The 22763-nt window shown below is 66.1% G+C and carries 20 protein-coding genes and 3 tRNA genes; 14 read left to right on the forward strand and 9 right to left on the reverse strand.

What is annotated here, in order from left to right:
- The first annotated feature begins 108 nt into the window (after positions 1–108).
- Complete coding sequence (locus JOD62_RS04870) at positions 109–708, forward strand: DUF937 domain-containing protein (RefSeq protein WP_204938200.1); 600 nt, start codon at positions 109–111, stop codon at positions 706–708.
- A gap of 258 nt (positions 709–966) precedes the next feature.
- Here the strand turns inward: JOD62_RS04870 and tilS are convergent, their stop codons facing one another.
- The gene (tilS, locus tag JOD62_RS04875; protein ID WP_271171450.1) at positions 967–1959 is read right to left on the reverse strand and encodes a tRNA lysidine(34) synthetase TilS; all 993 of its coding nucleotides are present in this window, start codon (positions 1957–1959) and stop codon (positions 967–969) included.
- 102 nt (positions 1960–2061) lie between these two features.
- Here tilS and JOD62_RS04880 point away from each other — a divergent pair, with 102 nt between their 5' ends.
- Entirely contained in the window at positions 2062–2709 is a 648-nt protein-coding gene (locus JOD62_RS04880) for a TMEM175 family protein (RefSeq protein ID WP_204938201.1), read from the forward strand.
- A gap of 44 nt (positions 2710–2753) precedes the next feature.
- Complete coding sequence (locus tag JOD62_RS04885) at positions 2754–3245, forward strand: inorganic diphosphatase (protein WP_204938202.1); 492 nt, start codon at positions 2754–2756, stop codon at positions 3243–3245.
- 87 nt (positions 3246–3332) lie between these two features.
- On the opposite strand, the gene JOD62_RS04890 is transcribed toward JOD62_RS04885, so the two are convergent.
- Positions 3333–4712: a M23 family metallopeptidase gene (locus JOD62_RS04890; protein WP_204938203.1), complete on the reverse strand. Its 1380-nt coding sequence runs from the start codon at positions 4710–4712 to the stop codon at positions 3333–3335.
- A 231-nt stretch (positions 4713–4943) separates the two neighbouring features.
- On the opposite strand from JOD62_RS04890, the gene JOD62_RS04895 reads away from it, so the two are divergent.
- The 10 genes from JOD62_RS04895 (at position 4944) to JOD62_RS04940 (ending at position 14874) form a co-directional block, all read left to right on the forward strand.
- A tRNA-Glu gene (locus JOD62_RS04895) sits at positions 4944–5016 on the forward strand.
- Positions 5017–5041: 25 nt separating this feature from the next.
- Positions 5042–5115 (forward strand) — tRNA-Asp (locus JOD62_RS04900).
- Positions 5116–5185: 70 nt separating this feature from the next.
- A tRNA-Phe gene (locus JOD62_RS04905) sits at positions 5186–5258 on the forward strand.
- A gap of 371 nt (positions 5259–5629) precedes the next feature.
- Positions 5630–6079: a hypothetical protein gene (locus JOD62_RS04910; RefSeq protein ID WP_204938204.1), complete on the forward strand. Its 450-nt coding sequence runs from the start codon at positions 5630–5632 to the stop codon at positions 6077–6079.
- Between the two features lie 251 nt (positions 6080–6330).
- Entirely contained in the window at positions 6331–7422 is a 1092-nt protein-coding gene (locus tag JOD62_RS04915) for an ABC-three component system protein (RefSeq protein ID WP_204938205.1), read from the forward strand.
- Complete coding sequence (locus JOD62_RS04920) at positions 7419–7940, forward strand: three component ABC system middle component (protein WP_204938206.1); 522 nt, start codon at positions 7419–7421, stop codon at positions 7938–7940. The genes JOD62_RS04915 and JOD62_RS04920 overlap by 4 nt, the downstream gene beginning before the upstream one ends.
- A 4-nt stretch (positions 7941–7944) precedes the next feature.
- Positions 7945–9909, forward strand: a complete 1965-nt coding sequence (locus JOD62_RS15065; RefSeq protein WP_204938207.1) for a DUF3732 domain-containing protein — start codon at positions 7945–7947, stop codon at positions 9907–9909.
- Between the two features lie 703 nt (positions 9910–10612).
- Positions 10613–11803, forward strand: coding sequence for a hypothetical protein (locus JOD62_RS04930; protein ID WP_204938208.1), 1191 nt, complete (start codon positions 10613–10615; stop codon positions 11801–11803).
- 558 nt (positions 11804–12361) lie between these two features.
- Positions 12362–13846 carry a deoxyguanosinetriphosphate triphosphohydrolase family protein gene (locus JOD62_RS04935; RefSeq protein WP_204938209.1) on the forward strand — a complete coding sequence of 495 codons (1485 nt, stop codon included), beginning with the start codon at positions 12362–12364 and terminating at the stop codon, positions 13844–13846.
- Positions 13847–13953: 107 nt separating this feature from the next.
- Positions 13954–14874 (forward strand): NADP-dependent oxidoreductase, encoded by a 921-nt coding sequence (locus tag JOD62_RS04940; protein WP_204938210.1) that lies wholly within the window; start codon positions 13954–13956, stop codon positions 14872–14874.
- 29 nt (positions 14875–14903) lie between these two features.
- Here the strand turns inward: JOD62_RS04940 and JOD62_RS04945 are convergent, their stop codons facing one another.
- The 7 genes from JOD62_RS04945 to JOD62_RS04975 all read right to left on the reverse strand — a co-directional run bounded on the left by JOD62_RS04945 (position 14904) and on the right by JOD62_RS04975 (position 21835).
- Positions 14904–15434, reverse strand: a complete 531-nt coding sequence (locus JOD62_RS04945; protein WP_204938211.1) for a histidine phosphatase family protein — start codon at positions 15432–15434, stop codon at positions 14904–14906.
- Positions 15431–16570, reverse strand: a complete 1140-nt coding sequence (locus tag JOD62_RS04950; RefSeq protein WP_204938212.1) for an ABC transporter ATP-binding protein — start codon at positions 16568–16570, stop codon at positions 15431–15433. The genes JOD62_RS04945 and JOD62_RS04950 overlap by 4 nt, the downstream gene beginning before the upstream one ends.
- 51 nt (positions 16571–16621) lie before the next feature.
- The gene (locus JOD62_RS04955; protein WP_271171452.1) at positions 16622–18295 is read right to left on the reverse strand and encodes an ABC transporter permease; all 1674 of its coding nucleotides are present in this window, start codon (positions 18293–18295) and stop codon (positions 16622–16624) included.
- Entirely contained in the window at positions 18295–19338 is a 1044-nt protein-coding gene (locus JOD62_RS04960; protein ID WP_204938213.1) for an ABC transporter substrate-binding protein, read from the reverse strand. Before JOD62_RS04960 ends, JOD62_RS04955 begins: the two co-directional genes overlap by 1 nt.
- Before the next feature lie 43 nt (positions 19339–19381).
- Positions 19382–20170 carry a metallophosphoesterase family protein gene (locus JOD62_RS04965; RefSeq protein ID WP_204938214.1) on the reverse strand — a complete coding sequence of 263 codons (789 nt, stop codon included), beginning with the start codon at positions 20168–20170 and terminating at the stop codon, positions 19382–19384.
- On the reverse strand, positions 20167–20874 hold the full coding sequence (locus JOD62_RS04970) for a tyrosine-protein phosphatase (protein ID WP_204938215.1): 708 nt from the start codon (positions 20872–20874) through the stop codon (positions 20167–20169). Before JOD62_RS04970 ends, JOD62_RS04965 begins: the two co-directional genes overlap by 4 nt.
- A 130-nt stretch (positions 20875–21004) precedes the next feature.
- Entirely contained in the window at positions 21005–21835 is an 831-nt protein-coding gene (locus JOD62_RS04975) for a MurR/RpiR family transcriptional regulator (RefSeq protein ID WP_204938216.1), read from the reverse strand.
- Positions 21836–21937: 102 nt separating this feature from the next.
- Here JOD62_RS04975 and JOD62_RS04980 point away from each other — a divergent pair, with 102 nt between their 5' ends.
- Positions 21938–22762: a M15 family metallopeptidase gene (locus JOD62_RS04980; RefSeq protein WP_204938217.1), complete on the forward strand. Its 825-nt coding sequence runs from the start codon at positions 21938–21940 to the stop codon at positions 22760–22762.
- Position 22763: the final 1 nt, after the last annotated feature.

A 22763-nucleotide genomic window follows, 5' to 3' on the forward strand; every position in this document is an offset into this window, starting at 1 on the left:
CGCCGGGCGGCGCCGAGTGCCGCTCGTGCGCAGTCGTTCTGCACGCCGACCGTGCCCACTACTGTGAGCGGAGAGAGCGCAGGCAGCGCGCCCAGGGGAAGGAAAAGCATGGACGTCAACGACATCCTCAAACTCGCACCGATCGATGACATCGCCGAGAAGTTCGGCGTCAGCACCGACGTCGCCCGCCAGGCCGTGCAGGAGGGCAGCGCGACGCTGCTCGGCGGTCTCGCGAAGTCGGCCGAGACCGAGAGCGGATCCGCTGCGATCGAGAAGGCCCTCGGAAAGCACGGCGGCTTCAGCGGCGCCTCGAAGGTCGATGACATCGACCAGGCCGACGGAGAGAAGATCGTCACCCACATCCTCGGCGACAAGAAGGAGCAGGTCGCGGAGACCCTGACGAAAGAGCCCCAGACCGCCGGCATCGACTTCGGCAAGCTCCTTCCCATCCTCGCCCCCATCGTCATGGGGCTGATCGCCAACAGCCAGAAGGGATCGGCTCCGGCCGGTCAGCAGTCCGGCGGCGGCATCGGCGACATCCTCGGAGGCCTGCTCGGCGGCGGCAACCAGAGTGGCTCGGGCGGTGGCGGACTCGGTGACATCATCGGCGGCCTCGGTGGCCTGCTCGGCGGCGGCAACCAGGGCGGCTCGGGTGGCGGCATCGATCTCGGAGGACTGCTGGGCGGTCTGCTCGGCGGCAAGAAGTAGCATCCGCTGCATGACGGGCGCTCACCTTCGGGTGGGCGCCCGTTTTGCGCGTGATGTGGGAACGCTCTGCCGGATGGGTGTGCTGCGTCCGGCGCCCCGGGGACGGATGGCGGGTGAGTTCACGGATGGGGAGAGACGGCCCATTCCGGGTCGGAATGGCCGATGCTTCCGGCCATCCGTCCCGGAGCGCCCCGGTGCCGCGGTGCCGCGGTGCCGCGGTGCCGCGGTGCCGCGGTGCCGCGGTGCCGCGGCGCGAGGTCAGCCCCGGGCGGTGAACACGATCTGCCCGCCGACGCGCTGCGCGGAGCAGCCGGGCAGGTCGATCGGGCCTTGCCCGGACCAGTCGGTCGCGAGGCGCGCGACTTCGAGCGTCTGGATGCGGCTGAGACTCGCCCCGAACTCGGCATCGACGACAAGGCGGATGATGCGGTTGCGCAGCGCTGCCGGGTTCGCGGCGAGTGCGGCGACGCTGACCGAGATGCCCGCTTCGGCGTGCTCGACGATGTCTTCGATCGTCTCGTGGATCATCTCGTCGAACGCATCGGCGTCTTCGCGCAGCTGCTCGGCGGTGCGGGCGAGTGCCTCGGCGATGCCCGGGCCGAGCTCGGCCTCGAGCACGGGAAGAACCGATTCCCGCACCCGCACGCGTGCGTATCGCGGATCGAAGTTGTGCGGGTCGTCCCAGAATTCGAGGGCGGATGCTGCGCACGCGGCCCTCGTCGTCTCGCGGCGGACGCTCAGCAGCGGCCGCACCCAGCGCAGCCCCTCGTCGTCAACGCGCTCCGGCGCCATGCCCTGCAGGCTCGCGGCGCCCGAGCCGCGGGCCAGTCCCAGTAGCACGGTCTCGGCCTGATCGTCGAGCGTGTGCCCGAGCAGCACCGCTGCGGCGCCCTCTTGGCGCGCGACCGTGCGCAGTGCGGCGTAGCGGGCCTCGCGCGCGGCGGCCTCCGGCCCGTCGGGGTGCGCGAGATCCACGTCGACCCGAACGACGCGGGCGTCGGCACCGAGAGCACGCGCAGCATCGGCGGCACGCGCCGCGACAGCATCCGACCCCTCCTGCAAGCCGTGATCGACGACGACCGCCACGACCGTGGCATCCGCCTTCTGCGCTTCGAACACGACCGCGGCCGTCAGCGCGAGCGAATCCGCTCCGCCCGACAGCGCGACCACCATGCGGCGCTCTGCAAGATCGGCAACGACAGAACGCACGGCCCGGCGCAGCTCGGCGACGGCAGGAGAGAGGGAAGGCACGTCTCCACGCTAGACGAGGCATCGCGCGCCGCGTAGCGCACCCTCGAACTGCGGCGACGGAAACCTCTTTCGTCGTCGTGCCCGCTCCCCTAGCCTGGTGGCGTGTCGCGCGCGTCATCCTCCCGTCAGCTGAGTGTCGAGCGGTTCACCGCGTTCGTCGACGCGGTGGTCGCGATCGCGATGACGCTGCTGATCCTGCCGCTCATGGAAGCGGTGTCGGACGCCAGCGACGAGCACCTCTCGACGCTGGAGTTCCTGGCCGATCATCGCGGGCAGCTCATCAGCTTCGCGCTGAGCTTCGCGCTGATCGCGATGTTCTGGATGGAGCACCACCGCGTGTACGGGCAGGTGCGCAGCGTCACCGCACCGCTCGTCGTGATCAACGTGGCGTGGCTGTTCACGATCGTGTGGCTTCCGGTCGCGACGGCGATGGTCGGGCAGATGCCGTTCGACTCTGCACAGGCGGCCGTCTACATCGGCTCGCTGATCGCGACCCAGCTGCTCACTCTCACGGCCAAGGCCTATCTGCTGCGGCATCCGCAGATGCACGAGTGGGGCGAGGAGCGCATGCGCTCGGGCATCATCGGCGACACCGCGTCGACGCTGCTTTTCGGTGTCGCCCTCGCCCTGGCCGTCACCGTGCCGGGAATCGCCTACGCCAGCCTGCTGCTGACAGCGCTCACCTGGCCGGTCTCGCTGCTGATTCGTCGGATCCTCCGCCGAGACACGCCCGCTCGCACACGCGGGTAGGCTAGTCCGCGGCATCCCCCGATCATTCTTTGAGGAGCACACGCATGGGCGCACACGACGCCGTTATCGAGATCCCGCGCGGCAGCCGCGTGAAGTACGAGGTCGACCACGAGACCGGGCGAGTGCACCTCGACCGCGTGCTCTACACGGTCTTCGGCTACCCCGCTGACTACGGCTACTTCGACAACACGCTCGGCGAAGACGGCGACCCGCTCGACGTGCTCGTGCTCATGGACCACTCCGTGTACCCGGGCGTCGTCGCCTCGGTGCGTCCTGTCGCCGTGCTCAAGATGAGCGACGAGGCCGGCGGAGACGACAAGCTCGTGGCCGTCCTCGCGAAGGACCCGCGCTGGGAGCACATCCAGGACATCGGCGACCTCGCCGAGTACACGAAGAAGGAGATCGAGCACTTCTTCGAGCACTACAAGGACCTCGAGCCCAACAAGTGGGTCAAGGTCGACGCGTGGGGCGACGCCGCTGAGGCGCAGCGCATTCTCGACGAGGCCATCGAGCGTTTCGGCGCAGAGGGCCACTGATCTGACGCAGAAGGCCCCCGGTTCCGCAGATGCGGCCGGGGGTCTTCTGCATTTCCGGATGCTGCGAGGCGCAGCATCCGCGAGATTTCAGCCCATCCAGACGCCGAGCGACTCCATGAACCAGATCGGGTTGATAACGCTGCCGTACTCGTACACCTCGAAGTGCAGGTGGCAGCCGAAGGATGCTCCGGTGTTGCCGGCGTAGGCAATGACCTGACCGGCCGAGACCCACTGGCCATAGCTGACCGCGATGCCGCCTTCGGCGATGTGCGCGTAGCTCGTGGAGATGCCGTCGCCGTGCTGGATGCGCACCCAGTAGCCGTAGCCGCCGTTGTAGAAGGCCGCGTCGACCCATCCCGAGGAGGCCGCGTAGATCGGTGCCCAGCAGCCCGCGGCGAGGTCGACCCCGCGGTGGAAACTCGACGAGCAGCCTGAGGAGTCGCAGTCGGGGACGCGCGGGCCGTAGCCGGACGACTGGTAGCCGCCGTGGGGGCGCACCCAGCCGTTGCCGGAGCCGACGCCACCCGTGCCGCCGCCGCCGTTGCCGCCGCCGCCGTTTCCGGGGTTGTTCGCCGCTTCTTCCTTCTCGCGCTGGATGCGCTCTTCTTCCAGGCGCTTCGCCTCGGCGACACCGGCTTCGTAGTCGGCGATCGTCTTGGCGGTGTCATCCTGGAGCGCGGCAAGCTGCGCTTCGAGCTGAAGCAGGTAGGTCTGCTGCTCGGCGAGCGCGGCCTCTGCGGCGATCTGCGCTTCCTGTGCGGCCTTCAGCTTCTCTTCTGCAAGCTTCTGCAGGCGGTCGCGTTCGGTGCGCGCAGTGACGGCCTGGTCGCTGAGGTTCTGCGCGGAGTTGCGTGCGGAGACGGCGTCGTCGTAGACCGCCTGGTTGCGCGAGAGGAGCTTGTCCATCTGGCCGAGCTTCGAGAGAAGCTCGTCGGCGCTGGCTGCGGAGCTGGAGAAGAAGAGCTCCAGCGAGGTGTTGTCGCCGCCGTTGCGGTAGATCTGCGAGGCGACCTGGCCAGCCTTGCGGGCGGAGTCGAGTGCGAGGGCATCCTGGGCGTCGGCCTGCGCCTGCAGGTCGGTCGCGCGCTGTGCGGCCTCGAAGAATGCCTGCTGGGCGTTGTAGTACTCGGTACCGGCGGCACGTGCAGCGGCCTGCGCATCGGCGACCTTCTGCGTGAGACCGCTGATCAGCCCCTGAATGCGGGCGATCTCGTTCGCCTTGGCGGCTTCGTTGTTCTTCGCGTTCTGCACGTCGTCCCAGCTGGGGTAGCTGGCGGCGTACGCAGCGTTGAAGCCCGCGCCGACACCGAAGGTGCTCAGCGCGGCGACCGTCAGTGCGCCCAGGCCGATCGCGCTCCGTCGCGAGACAGAGCCCTTCTCCCAGAATCCGCGCTTTTCTGCCTCGGTCGGGCCGCAGCCGCAGTCAACATCCTGCTCGCTCACACGCTTCCCTTCCTCAGCAGTCACAGGTGCCACAGTAACAACATCTGTCACATACACAACACCCCTCGGATGCGCAAGACGGCACCTCAGGGCGATTCTGCGCGCACGACGCGACGTGGACAAGGGTATCCGTGACACTCATCCTGCATCGAACACGCCCGGGAATCCGGATGACGCGCCCTCGATTCGCGTTTTGCTCTCGGAATCACTTATGCTTGAGCGTCGGCAAGGAAGACCTGCGAAGGTCAACCAGACGGCCCCATCGTTTAGCGGCCTAGGACGCCGCCCTTTCACGGCGGTAGCACGGGTTCGAATCCCGTTGGGGTCACTCTCCGATATAACTTAACAAGCATGGCCCTGTAGCGCAGTTGGTTAGCGTGCCGCCCTGTCACGGCGGAGGTCGCGGGTTCAAGTCCCGTCAGGGTCGCTCCGAGCGACAGGCCCTTTTTTACGAGAGGGCCTTTCGTCTAGGATGTGACAGGTTCAGCCAGTCACATGGCTCTGTAGCTCAGTTGGTAGAGCGCACGACTGAAAATCGTGAGGTCACGGGATCGACGCCCGTCGGAGCCACAAGGGTGATCATTACAGTCACTCCAGAAACCCTCGCCTAGCTTCTACATGGCGGGGGTTTTGCTTTGCCCCGGTGTCAGCACGGTTTCTGTCCCCATTCGTCGAGCGAGCGAAGCGAGACGAAGCGCATCCCCTTCCCCGGTTGGTGCCCAAGTAGGCGAGGGCAGAACGCGCTGCCCACCGACGTTGTGCCGGTTTTGTGCCGGTTGGGCAACTGCCCCTGACGCGCAACGGTCGCGTGGCGTAGCGTCGCAACGAGGGAGGCGATCGTATGGAAACCAGCGAAAATCGAGACGACACGTCCGGCCTCGCAGCACTTGAGGACCGCGAGGTCTGCCCGCGTAGAAACAAGCAACGAAGGCCTCCAGCGGGTGGAGTGGCCATCCGAGCCCAGCGATGTGCAGCCCCTCCTGCGCAAGACGATCAGCGATGCGCACAAGATCAGCAAGGCCGCCGCAGAGCTGCGCTCATTGCTGACCGCGTATGCGCACCAGTTCCATGAGCCGCGCCCCGTGATGTCGGATCTCGCCAAGGCTCAAGACGCAACCAGGCAGAGCATCCCGCGCCGCTACAACCAGGCGATGGTCGACGCCATCAGAGAGTTACTCAGCGACGAGCCCAACACCGCGATCATCCGTCACGCCCTCACATCGCTAACGCGCACGGACCTCGAGCGAGTGCATGGCGCCGTAGGAGAGATCGCCCGCCGCGAGAACGCAGGCGAGGTCGAGAAGCCCACACTCAGTGCATCGACAAGGGAACCTGTGGATCGCCAGATCAGGGGCGTCGCACTGCGGAAGCGTCAAGTGCCCGAGCTGTGAAGACTTTCTTTACTCGTTCAAGGCCGACCTCCGGCCGGCTGCGTCACCTGCGGTGCGTCCGGTCCTCGGTGACTCAGCAGCCGAATTCTCGACTTGTGCAACGATGTCTGAAGCCACGACGATGATGTCAAGCCAATCGGGAAGGAGGCCAGGTGAATTCGCACGACGCATCAGCCAGTGCCATTGGCTACCTCTACCAAGTCCGATGGGCGCTACTAGAACTGCTTCGTGGCGCACGTAGCCGACCCGACATGAGCTTGACGCTCGAGCGGCTGGACGATGTTGCATGGGAGGACTCGGTAGGCGACCCTTTGTCAGCGCTGCAGCTGAAGCATCATTCAGTCGGCCAGGGATCGCTATCGGACAAGAGTGCAGACCTTTGGCGGACCCTGAAAGTCTGGATTGATGATGTCAGACTCCGCCAAATTGACGGCCCCGAGCTTTCGATCGTCACAACCGCAACGGCTCCACCCGACTCTGCGGCCTGGTTCTTGCGGACGGAATCTCGAGACACTGCGATTGCGCTCACCCGGATTGATTCCGCGGCGGGAAGTTCCACAGATCAAAAGACAAGAGACGCGCGGCTGGCATGGCAGGCGCTGCCAGAACTTGAGCGGATCGGTATCGTGCAGCGGACAACTGTGCTCGACGCAGACGTCCGCATCGAAGGGCTCGATGAGGCTATCGACAGAGAGTTGTGGATGATCGCACCTCGCGATCGTGAGACCGACTTTCGAGCGGAGCTAGATGCTTGGTGGCTCGCCGTCGCTATCGACCTCCTACGCAAGGCGCGCGGATCGATCAGCGTCCGCGAGATGAAGGCAAAACTCGATGATATTCGAGACCGGTTCCTGCCAGACAATCTCCTGACGATAGATGTCTCCGTCACGCCCGAGGAAGCGCTAGCCCAGTACGAGCACAGAAACTTCGTGCGCCAACTCAAGTTCATCAGCGCAACGCCAGTGATGCTTCGCACTGCTGTGACAGATTTCCACCGCGCGGTGACCCAAACCACTGAATGGCTTGATCGAAATCTGATCGAGATGACCGAGTTTGACCGGTTCAAGGAGAGCCTCACCGATGAGTGGGAGATCGCGTTCGACGACATGATCGATGACCTACCCGAGGATGCCCCAGCGGGTGATCGGGCCAAGGCTGGCAAGCTGCTATATCGCCGTCTCCGCGACTCTGTCGCCGTCCAAGTTCGTCCGCGCTACACAGAGGCGTTCTACGCTCGCGGTATCAGACACGAGATCGCAGATGGCGGTTCGTGCGGTTGGCATCCCGACTTCGAGTCGCTGATCGAGGCTCTCACGGTTGGAACAGTAGAGGCGATCGAATGAAGGATACGCAAGGCGTGTCAACCTCCATGAGGTTGCCCAACTGGGACAATCGCTCGTGGGTTACCGGCAGCATGCTGAATCCAGCTTTGATCGCTGCCACACTCGTCGCCACGGCGCACATGTACGAAGAGCAGTCTGGTGATCCGATGCCGTGGGAACTCGCGTTCCTGTCCGTCCCGATGGTGCTGCATCGCGACACGCGTGAAGCGCTACCCACACGCATCAACTCCCACACTACGAAGTGGGTTGCTGAGAATGCTGCTCTCCAGGCGTCCTTCGCGAGCCGCGCGCGGAGTATGGTTCCATACACGCGGGAAGGGATGCGATTCGGGCTACGCACGGGCTCGCTCAGGATCATCGACGGCGAGCGGCTGCTCGGTGCACCCAGCTGGAAACTAAACCGAGATCGCGACAAGGAACTCGCTCTCGTCATTGGCAAAGCGGCTTTCCTGGGACGATGGTTCGCGCATACGGGATCGCCTGCGACACTCTATGCGTTGTTCGGTGTGGCACCATGATGCTGTGCAGCTAATCAGTGTCGCGGTTTACAACCTCGATGGGCGACTACGCCCTGTGGACTTCCGTACGGGACGGTTGAATATCGTCACAGGGGCTTCACGGACAGGAAAGAGTGCTCTCCTCGACATCGTCGACTTCTGCCTAGGCCGCGACGAAGCACCCATCCCGCAGACCAAGGTGTTTCACGCGGTCACGTGGTACGGGTGTCTCTGGCAGTTCGACGACGGGTCACGGGCGTTCACTGGGCGACCGATGTTTAAGCCGGGCAAGTCATCCACGAGTCGCGCGATGCTTCAGCTCGGGGGACAGGATCTCGCGCTCCCCAAATACGAAGAGCTGGTGGAGAACACGGACTCCGTGACTCTTCGGGACCAACTCGGCGCGCGTATAGGGCTAGGCGACTCGCGTTTGAGCCCGCCCGAGGGATCGACGCGAAGCCCGTACAAAGTGGGTCTTGGGCAGGCTGCAATCTTCTTGTTCCAAGCTCAGAGCGAGATTGCCAATAAATCCCTTCTGTTCCATCGCCAAGGGGAGGACGGCATGGCGGCTTCCATTCGCGACTCGCTACCGTTCTTCCTCGGTGCGGTCAGCGGCGACCACGCGGAACGACACGATCAGCTTCGACGTGCGAAGCGTGACCTTCGGCGAGCGGAGGTCGCACTTGACGCTGCTGTCGCCGAGGCAGCAGGCCACGATACTCAGATTCAAGCCCTCGTGGCCGAGGCATACGCGTCGGGTCTCGCCGACGTTGACCGCGCTCCGACCACGGAGATTGCTTTGGAAATTCTGGAACGTGTCCTCGCTCGCTCTGTCGATCCAGCCACCGACGACCTATCGATCGATACTCGTTCACAGGATCGAGTCGCTGAGCTACGGCTCGAGAAGCACCAAGTGACAACCGAGCTCGGATATCTCCTCGATCAACGAGATGCCCTACTTGAGGTATCGAGTACCGAAAGCGGTTACGACGCTGCAATTGCCAAACAAGCGCAGAGACTGCGCAGCATCGATCTCGTTCCTGCTCCGGAAACAGCAGATTCTGGTATCTGCCCCGTATGTTCGCAAAGGCTTCACGACGAGGACCCGACAGCGGCGCAGATGACAGCACGTCTCAACCGGCTGTCCCAAGAGCTCGAGGCGCTAGCACTAGCTCAACCGGGCAGACAGAAGGCGCTTACGGCCGTAACCGAACAAATCCACAGCACGCGCGAGAGATTGGTCAGCGTGGAGACGGCGATCGATGCCTACGACTCCGCATCGAGTGAGGAAGGCGCGATCCTTGATCACAATCGCGCGCAGTTTGTTCGTGGACGTATCGACGCCACGATCGGTCGACTCGCTCGACGCAACGAGATCGACATTTCGCGCCTCACCACGGCAGCGGAGTCAGCGAGACGACGTGTCGAATCGTTGGAGAGGGAACTTGACGATGATGTCGCCCGCGAGCGCCTAACATCTGCGTTGATCACGCTTGGCAGGGAGATGACTGACATCGCGCAGGCGCTAGAGCTCGAGAACTCGGAGCTTGGCGTCCGGCTGGACATTGCAAAGCTGACCGTTGTGACGGACACCGCCACGGGGCCCGTACCGCTGTCGGGTCTGGGCTCGGGAGCAAACTGGCTTGGGTACCACCTGGCAACTCACCTTGCGTTGCACAAATTGTTCGCGCAATCCTCGTTGCCGGTGCCCAGGGTTCTCATGTTGGATCAGCCCACTCAGGCCTTTTATGAGTCACGATCGCTGGAGAGCCTTGAGCGCCTTAGCGACTCGGGAATGCCGGAGCAAGATGATCATGTTGCGGTGACCCGCATGTTTGAGCTTCTCGATCGATTCGCGAAGGCACTCGCACCTCATTTTCAGATCATCGTCAGTGATCACGCCCACCTTGCTGAGGATTGGTTCGAGGAAGCAGTCCAACACAACTGGCGGGGAGAAGCGCTGATTCCCAAGGATTGGATTAGCGACTAGCTGTGCCGGTAGCTCCGTTGAAACAAACCCTCGACCAGCAGCCACCAATCATGGAATCACGCGGCGGACGGCGACCAACGAGCACCCGCTGACCGAGCACCCGTTGACGCACGGAATCTAACTGAAAATCGTGAGACCCCGGCCTAGTGACCGGCAGCGCCACGTGCGTGGGCCGGTCCTCGCTCCGCCGCGGTTCGGGCGCTCCTATGGGGCGCGACACACCTCACGCGCGAGCTCCCGCAGAGATTCCCTGAGGCCCTGCCAAGATGATGGAGTGCGAAGCAGCGTTCCCTTTTTCGAATCGGCCTCAGCGACGTCCCTCCTTCAGGAGTTGGCCGCCTGCGACCAGCCCCTGGTGATTTATTGCGGGGCCGGCGTGAGTATCGATCGAACTGGCTTGAGCTGGTCAGCTCTCGTGAGGTCCTGTTTTCCTACGCGGCACAGTAAGCGTTACCCAACTGGACCGACTTCGTTGCAACTAGATGAGGCACCGGCCCTACCTCCGGATCAGCTCGCATCGAGTCTCGTACATACGCTGAGAGCGGTCGCGGCGGGCTCCAGCTCGTCCCTTCGAGATACCTTGAGAATACGAATTAGGCGTTCACTATACGGCGACAAAGCAGTCTGGCAGGCCGGAGAACTCGTCCCAAACCTGATCAATCTGGCCGTGATCCGAAGCTTCGCTGGTCGCGAGACAAATATCGTGACAACCAACTATGACGACCATATCGAAGCTGAGTACGAAGTGATCCGTCGCGACATCGAGGCTCTACCGATGGCGACCACCTTCCCCGGGCTACGAGTACAGGTCCTATCCCCAGAGAAAGTCCCGGACGGCGCGTCGCTGGTGAAGGTCGTGGTCGACCATCCACCGATCAATATGCTAAGCAGCCCAAGCTCCTCAGTCTCGTTAACCTACTTACACGGACGGGTTCCGCGCACTGGCGACGTCAGCTGGCCCATTGTTCTCGATGAGAACAGCTACGCCGCCACTGCGAAAAGCGTTGGCGCTGTCCTCCGACGACACTTGGCCGAATGTCCGATGACTGTGATCGTTGGAAGTAGTCTTCAAGACGCACCACTCGTCCGGGCATTGAGCGACACGCGCAAGGCAGGACGCCGTGTCGCAATCCTCACTAAACAAGGATTCCCCACTGCCTTCGATGACGAAGGCAATGCGCTTGCCGTCGACCTAGCGACGCATCGTGCATCGGAGTTGGGCGTGCGTACCGTGTTCGCAGATTTCCATGGTCAGGTCGCTCAGTTCTTCCATGAGGCATTCGTCCGCACTGCATTTAGCAGTCCCCGAACCGATCAGGAATGGACGAGCGACTACATGACACGCCTGTCCCGCTGGTGGGAGCGCTGGATAGCTTCGACCGGCGTCGATCCAGGTCTTCCCGCGGCCTTGAGGTCCGCCCTGGCGAGCGCGCTTCCCGTCATAGGAGCATCAGCGAATCCGGACCCACTCAGTCGGGCTTCAGAGCAGTTCCGTCTTGAACTCTGGGTTCGTTGCTATCCGCGACACCCCGATCGGCACCTTGTGAGATGGGCATCTTCAGAAGGATCAACTCTCGAGGGAGTGAACGGCAAAGAAGGTCGGATCGAGTCCCCTAGCTATCTAGCGGCCGTACGCTCGTTCACCGAAGGGCGCCCAAGCTCGTTCGATATCACGAACTTGGAGCAAGGCAGAGCTTCTGCAGCGCGATACACGTCAAAGTCATTTCTCGCGATCCCAATCCGCGTGGAAAACGCGATCGTCGGCACCCTTACCCTTGCATCGACCGCGCACCTCAAGGACAGCCTGATGACGAGTTCGACGGAGTCGACTGCCGAACTCGTCGCGCTACTTGCAGAGGCGGGACGGACTCTGCTTAACGTCAGTGCGCGTTGACGTACGCTACGTAACGCGTTTGGTTCTCTGCCCGCTCACGTTGACGCGCCATCTGCCGAGCTTCCTCAACGCGACGTCGAGCCTGCTCGCGTTCGCTCTGTGTTGGGCGGGGCTGACTGCTCTCTCTTACCATGAGACGTCCTTCCAATACACCAAACATACTCGCTATGCGATCCCGGCAACACCCTGTTGGCTTGACTTCTGAGCACCACCGTAGATCGATCGTATCGCACGCGTGTTGTGGCGGTCCTGTGCCGGTAGCTCCGCTGAAACCACCCTCACCAGCCGCGACCAACCATAATGACCTCCGCGGAATCACGCGGCAAACGGCTGTCAACGAGCACCCATTACCCCACCGCATTCAACTGAAAATCGTGAGGTCACGGGATCGACGCCCGTCGGAGCCACAAGGGTGATCATTACAGTCACTCCAGAAACCCTCGCCTAGCTTCTACATGGCGGGGGTTTTGCTTTGCCCTGGCGCGAGCACGTTCTTGTTGCAGGCCGAGCGCACGGACACGGGCCGGTCTCTGAAACACTGACTTCATGCCTCAGTCGATGACCGATCCCCGCCAGGCGCGTCGCCTGCCCGAGACTCTCAACGAGTTCCAGCAGGCGGAGGGCCATCCGCAGTTCAGGGTCGATGTGGAGCGCATCCGCTTCTCCCCCTTCTACTCGCGGCTCTCCGCAGTCACGCAGGTCATCTCGCAGGCCGGCGCGGGGCTCGCGGTGCACAACCGGCTGACGCACTCCGTGAAGGTCGCGGCCGTCGCACGGGCGATCGCCACGCACCTGTCGACGCGCACCGATGAGCGCGCCAGCATCGCCGCCGAGCTCGGCGGCGCGCATCCGGTCGTCGTGCAGGCAGCATCCGCCGCCCATGACCTCGGCCACCCGCCCTTCGGCCACCTCGGCGAACAGACGCTCGACCGCCTCGCACGCACCCGCTTCGGCCTCGATGAGGGATTCGAGGGCAACGCACAGACCTATCGCATCCTCACCCGTCTCGACGAGCACGACCGTCCCGGCGTCGGCCTCAACCTCACAGCCGCTGTACGCACGGCGGTGCTGAAGTATCCGTGGCGACGCGGCGAAGGTGGCATCCGCCGTGGTGGTGCGAGCAAGTTCAACTACTACGCGATCGACGAGCAGGACGCCCTGCAGGCGCTCTCGGCGTATCCGCTGATTGAACGCGGGCAGCAGACCGTCGAGTGCTCGATCATGGACATCTCCGACGACATCGCCTACTCGCTGCACGACCTCGACGACTTCTACCGTGCCGGCCTGCTCAACCCCGCGACGATCTCGGCCGAGTTCCGCACCTGGAATCGCGACCTCGCGAAACTGCGCGCGCTCGACGTCGAGGAACTCGCCGCCGACACCCGCACGCCCGGCCACTCCCTCGAACTCCTCTGGCGCCGACTGCTCAGCAAGGATGCCTGGATCGCCGACGCCGACGCCTTCCGCGCCGCCGTCACGAAGGTGCAGGCCGAGGTCATCGACGGCCTCGTCGCCGTGCCTTTCGACGGCTCACTTGAGAGCGAGCGCGTGCTCGCTCGCTTCACGTCGGCGTGGATCGCGCGCCTGCAGTCCTCGATCGAGGTGCACCGGCACCCCGACATCCGCTCAGGTCATGTCAGCCTCAACCAGCAGGCATGGCACGAGGTCGCCGTGCTGAAGTTCCTGCACGAACGGTTCATCCTGGAACGCCCCGACCTCGCCGTCTACCAGCGCGGGCAGGCCAGTGTGCTCGAACGTCTCGTCGATGGCTTCGCCGCTTGGCTCGACGACCCCCGCGATGCCCGCCGTGCACCGCGTCGTCTCATCGACCTCGTCGAGCTCGCCACCGACGACTACCGTCAGCTCGCGCAGGATGCTCCGCAGCTCGTCGACTCCCCCACGAACACCGATCTGGCCCGACTCGGCCGTGGCCGCGGCATCATCGACTACGTCGCCGCCCTCACCGACGCCCAGGCGATCTCGCTCGACGCACTGCTCGCCGGGCAGACCGAACGCCTGTGGGATGCCGGGCAGGGGCTCTAGACCGCTCGATCACGCGGCGATGACGTCACAGCGCGGAATCGACGGAATACCTGCCCCGACCCGCGCGCTTACCCCTTCCACGAGCATCACCGACCGAAGGACTTCTCATGCGCGCTGCTGTCTACGACCGCTACTCCACCGACGCCGCAACACTCGAGGTGCGCGACCTCGACGCCCCGACGCCCGCGCCGGGGCAGGCGCTCATCAAGGTGCGCGCGGCGGGTGTGAATCCCGTGGACTGGAAGGCGATGGCCGGATACATCGACGCGCTCTTTCCCGCAGTCTTCCCCGTGATTCCGGGATGGGATGTCGCCGGCACCGTGGTCGCCGTCGGCACCGACACCCCGGAGTTCCAGGTGGGCGATGAGGTCCTCGGATACGCCCGCAAGCACGTGCTCTCGGGCGGAACGTTCGCCGAGTACGTGGCGGTCGATGCCGTGAGCCTTGCGCGCAAGCCGGCGTCGCTCAGCTGGGAGGCGGCGGGCGCGCTCCCCCTCGCTGGCGGCACAGCCCTGCGCACGATCGAGGCGCTCGGCGACATCGACGGAAAGACCGTTCTCATCCATGCGGCCGCTGGTGGCGTGGGCAGCCTCGCCGTGCAGATCGCCGTCGCCCGCGGTGCACGGGTGATCGGTACCGCATCCGAGGCGAACCATGACTTCGTCCGTTCCCTCGGCGGCGAGCCCGTCAGCTACGGCGACGGCCTCGCAGAGCGCGTGCTCGCTCTCGCCGGCGGCCCCGTCGATGCCGTCGCCGACTTCGTCGGCGGACAGCGCGAGACCACTCTCGCCGTGCTGCGCGAGGGCGGTCGGCATGCGTCCATCGCGGATGGCTCGGTCGAGGAGTTCGGCGGGCGCGCGATCTGGGTGCGCCCCGACGGCGCCGCGACCGCACAGCTCGCGGCCCTTGTCGACGAGGGCACTCTGAAGGTCGAGATCGCGCAGACCTTCGCACTCGATGGCGTCGCGGATGCCTTCGCGCAGAGCCGCTCCGGCCACACTCGCGGAAAGCTCGTCATCGTCCCCTGAGGGCGGGCGGGGATGCGCGTGCGCGACGCCTAGCTCACGATCCGCGCCGTGTATCCCTCGTCAGCACGTCGCTCGATCAGCACGACCTGTCCGTTGATGATGCGCGGGCAGGTCGTGCCGGTGAGTTCCTCGATGCCGATGCGCAGGAAGGTTCCGTGCGCGACGACGATCGTTCCGGTCTCCTCCGCAAGGGCGCGCAACGCGGCCCCGGCGCGCTCCGCCAGGACGCCCAACGGTTCCGAAGAGGGGTAGTCCCCCTCTGGCCAGCGCTCGTGTGCCTCACTGACCGACAGGCCCTCGGCAACCCCGTAGTCGCGCTCGATCAGAGCATCATCCCGTGCGACCTCGAGACCGGCCAGCTGCCCGATGATCTGCGCGGTCTCGTGCGCACGCTCCATCGGAGAACTCACGATCCGCCTCCACTGCGCACGCGCGAGCAGGCGGCCAGCGCCGAGCGCCTGGACCCGTCCCTCGTCATCGAGCGGAAGGTCGGTGCGCCCCTGCATCCGACGCTCGTGATTCCAGGCGGTGCGACCGTGGCGCACCAGTGCCAGCGTCATGCGGATACCGCGCGGTCGGGTGCGGGAAGGAGCCACGGCGCCGCCAGCGATGCCACACGATCCGGGCGGGCCGTCACACCTGCCCCGCTCAGCGGGTAGACGATTCCCCGCCGCACCGACACCGAGACGCGCGCGCCGACCGCAGGACGCAGCCCCCGCGTCTTCACTCGCAGCGACACCCCCGCCCACTCGACCACGAGGTCGCCGCCGTCCGCACTGAACAGCGAAGAGCGCACGACCGCATCACCGAGCGGGTCGACGATCACGTCCACATCGGCGGGGAGCACCGCGAGCGTCGCCGGACCGGATGCCGCGGCATCCGTGAGCGACAAGTGAAGCGGATGCTGCGTGGCTGCGAACTGCGCGCCGGACACCTCGCCCTCGATGAGCGTCGCATCCGACAGGAACCGCGCGACGAGTCCGGTGGCGGGCCTCGTGACGAGCTCCTCGGGCGTGCCGATCTGCTGCACGGTGCCGGCGTCGAGCACGACGATCCGGTCGGCGAGCGCGAGCGCTTCCGAGCGGTCGTGCGTCACGTGGACGACCGTGAGCCCGAGCTCGCGAGTGAGACTGTGCAGTTCGAGCCGCAGTCGGTCTCGCAGCGGCTCATCCAACGCCGAGAGCGCTTCGTCGAGCAGCAGAACACGGGGGCGCGCGACGAGCGCCCGCGCCAGAGCCACCCGCTGCCGCTGCCCACCCGAAAGTGTCGCGGGATCACGCCGTGCGTACCCCGCGAGGCCCACAAGCTCCAGCGCCTCATCGACCCGCGCGGCGCGCTCGGCCCGGGCGACACCCGCGCGACGCAGCGGATACTCGACGTTGCGCCCGACGTTCCAATGCGGCCAGACGGCATGCTGCTGGAACACCATGCCCAGCTCACGATGCTCGGGTGGAACCGTCACAGCGCGGTCGCGCGGTCGTGCAGCATCCGCCACTGTCCGGTCGCCGATCCGCACCGTACCCGTCGTCGGCGTGAGGAAACCCGCAATCGTGCGGAGCAGCGTCGTCTTGCCCGAGCCCGAGGGTCCGACCAGCGCGATGAACTCGCCATCGGCGATCTGCAGATCGATCTCATGCAGGCCGACAGCGCCCGAGGGGTAGCGGAGCGAGACGGTGTCGAGGGTGACAGAGGCCACGGGACTCTCTTTCTGACGGTGGAGGGGCTTTTCTGACGATGAAGTGATGGTTTAGGTGTCTGCGGGGCGACGCGTCGCGAAGCCGATCACGGCGATGCCGACGATCGCGACGATGAGCGACCACGCCGCCGCCGTGCTGAAGGCCCCAGCCTGCTGGAAGCTGAAGATCGCGACGCCCAGCGTCTGCGAGCCCGGCGACAGCAGCAGCACCGACAGGGTGAGCTCCCGCACGGCCGTGACGGCAACGATGACGGCCCCCGAGAGCGCCGCAGGCAGTGCCATCCGACAGGAGATGTCGAACAGCGCGCGCACGCGACCGGCACCAGAGACACGGGCCGCCTCCTCGGCGCTCGACGGCGTGCTCGCGAGCGGCGCGTTGACGGCCTGCACGACAAGCGCCGTGAACGAGGTGACGTAGGCCGCGAGGATCAGCCAGGGAGTGTTGAAGAGTCCGATGCGCGGGGCGATGATGAGCCACGCGACCGCGATCACGATGCCCGGGATCGCCTGCGGCAGCATGGCCGCGCCTCCCAGTGCACGGGATCCGCGCAGCGAGGTGCGCGTGGAGAGCACGCCGATGCCGAGGCCCAGCACCCCGCAGATGACCGCGGCCAGCACGGCGAGCATGACAGAGTTCTTCGCGCCGTCGAGCGCCGTCTGCGTCGTGAGCGCGCGCACCAGGTGATCGAGAGTCAGGTTCTCCGAGACGAGCGGCACGCCGGGCGCCCGCAGCAGCGCCTGCACGAGCAGCGCCAGCAGAGGCAGCACCGTGATGATCAGCACGAGCGCCCAGACCACGATGCCCGTGACGGCGCGAGCGCGCCCGAGAACGAGTACCTGCGGCGGTGCTGACGAGGCATCCAGCTCCCCTCCGCGACGCCCGATCAGCATGTTCAGCAGCAGCGCACCGATCGCGAGCACGAGCAGCACGACGCCGATCGCCGCGACCACCGCGAGGGGGTCATCGACAGTGCCCGACTGCAGATAGCGGTACACGAGTGTTGCGAGCGTCACGAAGCGCTCGGGCAGACCGATGATCGACGGGATGCCAAAGTCGGCGAGGTTTCCCACCGCGATCAGCAGAAAAGACGACAGCAGAGCGGGCCGCAGCAGCGGCAGCGTGACGGCGAAGAGCGCCCGCGCCGGGCTGGCTCCGGCGATGCGGGCGGCCTGCTCCAGGTCGGAGGGCACGCGACGCAGAGCCGCCGCCACGATGATCATCGCGAGCGGATAGCTGTGCACCGTCAGCAGGAAGATCACGCCATCTGCACCGTAGATGGACCACAGCGGAGCACCGAAGGTCTCACGCCACCACAGGTTCACCGGGCTCGTGGGGCCGGCGACGCCGAGCCACGCGATCGCCCCGACGAAGGGCGGCATGAGAAGAGGGGTGAGCGCGAGCAGGCGCAGGGGGCGACGCCCGGGCAGGTCGGTACGGTCGAACAGGATCGCGAACCCCGCGCCTATCAGCACAGCGAGCAGAGCGGATGCCACGGCCGAGACGAGGCTGTTTGTTGCCGCCTCGACGACGTCGCCGTCGAGCAGCATCCCGAACTGCGATCCCCCGACCGCGAGGACGAGGATCGCCCCGAGGGGAAGAAACACGAAGAAGGCGCACGCGATCCACAGGGCAAGGCTCACCCCGGTCAGCCCGTCGCGGCGCGGGTGCACGGAGCCGCGGGCCCGGCGCATGGCCGGACCCGCGGTGCCTGTGAGAGTGGTCACTACTGGAACAGCCCGCGGAAGGTCTCGACCGCAGCATCCTGCGTCGCACGGATCTTCTGCACGTCGGGCGAGAGGATCGCGATCTCGTCCATCGCGGGGGCACCCTTGGGCGTGCCGACATCGGAGCGCACCGGCAGGTACGACTGCGCGACGGCGAGCTTCTGGCCCTCCGCGCTCAGCAGGAAGTCGACGAACGCCTGAGAGGCCTCGACCTCGTCGCTGTCCGCGAAGATGCCGACGGGCTGCGACACGTAGGGCACGCCCTCCTTCGGGTAGGCGACCGCGATCGGCGAGCCCTGTGCGGCGAGTTCGCGCACCAGGTAGTCGACGACGATGCCGACGGGCTGCGCACCGGTCGCGACCGCCTGCGAGACCGGGCCATTGCTGTCGGCGATCACCGGACGGTTGGCGGCGAGCGCCGTCATCCACTTCTCGCCCAGAGCCTTCTCGTCGAGCCAGACGGCGGCGTTGTAGGCCGCAGCACCCGAGACATCCGGGTTCGGCATGACGATCCGGTCGGCGTACTCGGGGTCCGTCAGGTCGGCCCAGGAGGTCGGCGCCTCGGTGATGATGCCCGTGTTGTAGGCGATGACCGTGGGGATGATGCGCGTGCCGACGTAGAAGCCCTCCGGGTCGACCACATCGGGGTTGATCGCGTCGATGTCGGCCGGCTCGAGTTCGCGCAGCAGGCCGTCGGCGGCGTAGTTCTCGAAGGTACCGGCGTCGGCGGCGAGGAAGACATCCGCCTGAATGCCTCCCGAGGCCTGCTCGGTCGCGACACGCGTCGTGAGGTCGCCGGTGCCCGCGCGGAACACCTCGACGGTGACGTTGGGCTGCACGGTGTTGAACGCGGCGACGACCTCGTCGATCTTCGCCTGGGGCTCGGAGGTGTAGACCGTGATCGTCGCGGGGGCGAGAGCCTCGGCCGTAGCCTCGGGCTCGGTCGTCGGCTCGGGCGCTGCAGCGGCCGGAGCGCAGCCGGCGAGAACGAGGGTGGCGAGGCCGAACGCGGCGATGCCGGCGGAGATGCGCAGGGGGGACATGGCTTCCTATCTGTGGGTGGGGTCGTGCAGGGGTGGGTGGGTATCAGCGGGTGACGGGAGACAAGAACAGAGGCGAGGGGGATTCGAGGCTGACGCTCGTGCTCGTCACGGCCTCGGGCAGCAGGTGCACGAGCGAGAACATCGCGCGGTCGTGGCCGCTGACGTGATCGGGGCCCGCGTCCATCACCTGGTGGTAGGCGAGCGAAGGGCCGACGAAGACCGGGATGCTGCGCACCGTCGCCGCGAGCGGGTGATGGAAGTGCCCGGACAGTACAGCGCGCACGTCGCTGCCTTCGAGGACGTCGAGGAGGGCATCCGCGTCGCGCAGTCCCGCCTTCGCGAGCGTCGGCAGGGGCGATCCCAGCGGCGGATGGTGCACGGCGATGACGGTTCCTTCTCCGTGCGGTTCGGCGAGCTCTGCGCGCAGCCATGCGAGCTGCTCCTCGCCGAGCGCGCCGCTCGACGAGTCGAGCAGCACGAAACGGAGCGCGTCGAGCAGGACGGTGCGTGCGTGGCCGTTCTCATGACCGGCGAGGATGCGCGCCGCATCCGGGTCATCGTGATTGCCGATGATCGTGAGCACCGGAACACCGACGGCGTCTTCGAGTGCGGCGAACGCATCGCGCACCATGGGGTAGGCACTCGCGTTCCCGCGCTGCACGAGATCGCCCGTCACGAGGATCGCCTCGGGAGTGGCGCCCGCCTGCCGCACGTAGTCCGCGACGGATCGCAGCCGCGCCGTGCCATCGACCGCGTCGTAGAGCAGCGCACCGTCGGTGGCGTGCACGTCGCTCAGATGCAGGACCGTGAGGCGCCCGTTCTCGCGGCTCATGACCGCGCCTCGCCCGCGAACGACGGCTGAGATTCCAGAGCGCGTTCACGCTTGGCCCGCAGCGCGGCGAGCTGCGCGTCGCGCAGACCGTGCGCCTTCAGGTACTCGGACGCACCTCCCCACTCGTCGATCACGGCGAGCGCGTGAGCAATGGCCTCACGAGGGCTGTCGAGGTGCAGACGGAGGATGTCGGCACGGTCGTCCAACGCTGACTGCGCTGCGATCGATTCGGCGTGCGCAGCGCGCACCGGGCGCACCTCCGCTCCCGAGAGTTCGTAGTCGTCGATGACCTCCGCGGGGGTCGCTCCGGCCGCGAGCCGGGCGAGGGCGACGACGAGACCGGTGCGATCCTTGCCCGCCGTGCAGTGCACGAGCGCCGCGCTCTGGGCGTCGGCGACAACGGCGACGGCGTCGGCAAGAGCAGCACCGCGGGTGCGCAGCAGGCCTTCGTAGATGTCTTCCAGCCGGCCGGTGTCGGGCGGGTTCGTGCCGTAGATCGAGACGGCGTGCACGGGAATGTCGTGGCCGATCGGGCCCTGCTCGAACGGCTCGCGCAGATCGACGATGACACCCACGCCGCACTGGCGCAGTGTCGCCACTCCTGCGGGGGTCAGGTTCTCGGTCGCGCCCGTGCGCACAAGCCACGGGATGCCTGCGTCGACGGCCCTCGCATTGAAGAGACCTTCGACTTCGATCGTGCGCATGCTGCGTGCCCCGCTCCTGTGTTACTTCCGTTACATCCCTTTCGGAATGTGATTACACAGGTACTGTCATCCGCTCAGGTGACCGGCAGGTGACGTGCGAGCGACGCCGTGGCGAACGGTGCGTGTGCGGTCAGTCCTCGCTGAGCGCGTCGGCGACGACATGTCGCATGCTCGCCACGCTGACCGCACCGCCGCCGCGCGCGAGAGCCGCATGCAGGGCATGTAGGACCACGGTGTGACCGAGACGAGCGAGATAGGGATCGATATCGTGCGCGGCGGCGGCAGCACCGGTGGCGATCACGATGTCGGCGCTGCGGCCGATCGGGGAGCGCGCGTAGCTCGTGACCACCGCGACGGTGGCTCCCCGTTCGGATGCCGCCGTGCAGGCCCGGAGCGTCTGAACATTCGCCCCCGAGTAGCTGAGCGCGAGACAGAGGTCACCGTGCGCGAGGGAGTTGACGGCGAACTGCTGGGCGAGCGGATCGACCGGAGCCTCGACCGGTCGGCCCAGCGTGCTGATCCGCATCGCGAGATCCTGCAGAGGCGGCCCCGAGAATCCGTTGCCGACGAGCACGATCCGACGGGCCGTCCGCAGAGCATCCGCTGCCCTCTCCAGCGCATCGGGGGCGACGCTCTCCTGCGCGAGACGCAGCGCATCGATCGCGTCGTCGAAGGTGCGCTCCTCATGCGCCTCGTCCGCACCGCGCGGCAGCAGCGGTGCGGCGCGCGCGAGCTCCAGGCGCAGGTGCTGGAACCCGCGGAATCCCGCACTCTGGCAGGCACGGATCACCGTCGCCGTCGAGGTTCCCGCCGCCTGGGCGAGCTCCGCCGTCGACCATTCGACGACATCCTCCGGATGCTCCAGCACGACGGCCGCGACGCGGGCTTCGCTCGGCCCCAGGCTCGTCATGGCGGATCGCACGCGCGTCAGCGCGCCGATCTCGGGACGCAACACGGGCATTCGGACTCCTCTCCTCGCCGCGTCGCAGGCGGCGGGTAGCGGAACGCTAACCGGCGAAGGTTAACGGAGCTCTCCCGTGGTTCGCACCCTTAGGCTGGAAACGTGGACGGTATCCAAGTTTTGACCCTCATCGGCAGCGTGATTCTCGCACTCGTCGCCCTCGCTGCCCTCTTCCTGCTGCCGCGCATCTCACGCCCGGCGGGGAAGGGACTTCTCGTGCTCGGCGTGCTCGTCGCGCTCGGCACCGCGTGGACCACCGGGTCGCAGGCGCTCACCCCTGCCGCGCAGACGGGCTGGGCGCTGTCCACACCGTCGGAGGCACCACGGCCAGCGGACTTCGTCGACGCCCGCAGCCTCGACAAGACGATCCAGGTGGAGCTGCGCTACGCCACGACGAACAACTTCACCGGCGAGAAGGTCGACGGCTACGAGAGTTCCGACGTCGTGATCCTGCAGGAGGATGCCGCCGCCGCCCTCGCCGCCGTGCAGGAGGAGCTCGCGGCCAGCAACCTCGGTCTTCTCGTGTATGACGCCTACCGCCCGACGACAGCCGTGGAGTTCTTCCAGGCCTGGTCGCAGAACCCGGACGACTCGACGAAGGCCGAGTACTACCCGACGTTCGAGAAGCCGCAGCTCTTCGAGCTCGGCTACATCGCCGACCACTCGAAGCACTCGCTGGGCGGCACGGTCGACCTCACGATCATCGACCTCACCACAGGATCACCACTCGACATGGGCGGCCCCTTCGACTTCTTCGGCGAGCGCTCGCACTACGACGCGGAGGGACTCAGCGCCGAGCAGACCGAGAACCGCGCACTCCTGCGCGAGGTCATGACGGCCCACGGCTTCGAGCCGTACGAGATGGAATGGTGGCACTTCACCTACCCGCTGACGGATGCGGTGGCGCAGAGCTTCCCGGTGCGCTGAG

This window comes from Microbacterium keratanolyticum, assembly GCF_016907255.1.
GTDB classification, from domain to species: Bacteria; Actinomycetota; Actinomycetes; order Actinomycetales; family Microbacteriaceae; genus Microbacterium; species Microbacterium keratanolyticum.

Coding starts and splice junctions, on each gene's coding strand:
- JOD62_RS04870 (WP_204938200.1), top strand. CDS start 109: ATGGACGTCAACGACATCCTCAAACTCGCACCGATCGATGACATCGCC.
- JOD62_RS04885 (WP_204938202.1), top strand. CDS start 2,754: ATGGGCGCACACGACGCCGTTATCGAGATCCCGCGCGGCAGCCGCGTG.
- JOD62_RS04915 (WP_204938205.1), top strand. CDS start 6,331: ATGAGCTTGACGCTCGAGCGGCTGGACGATGTTGCATGGGAGGACTCG.
- JOD62_RS04920 (WP_204938206.1), top strand. CDS start 7,419: ATGAAGGATACGCAAGGCGTGTCAACCTCCATGAGGTTGCCCAACTGG.
- JOD62_RS04935 (WP_204938209.1), top strand. CDS start 12,362: ATGACCGATCCCCGCCAGGCGCGTCGCCTGCCCGAGACTCTCAACGAG.
- JOD62_RS04940 (WP_204938210.1), top strand. CDS start 13,954: ATGCGCGCTGCTGTCTACGACCGCTACTCCACCGACGCCGCAACACTC.
- JOD62_RS04945 (WP_204938211.1), bottom strand. CDS start 15,434: ATGACGCTGGCACTGGTGCGCCACGGTCGCACCGCCTGGAATCACGAG.
- JOD62_RS04960 (WP_204938213.1), bottom strand. CDS start 19,338: ATGTCCCCCCTGCGCATCTCCGCCGGCATCGCCGCGTTCGGCCTCGCC.
- JOD62_RS04965 (WP_204938214.1), bottom strand. CDS start 20,170: ATGAGCCGCGAGAACGGGCGCCTCACGGTCCTGCATCTGAGCGACGTG.
- JOD62_RS04970 (WP_204938215.1), bottom strand. CDS start 20,874: ATGCGCACGATCGAAGTCGAAGGTCTCTTCAATGCGAGGGCCGTCGAC.
- JOD62_RS04975 (WP_204938216.1), bottom strand. CDS start 21,835: ATGCCCGTGTTGCGTCCCGAGATCGGCGCGCTGACGCGCGTGCGATCC.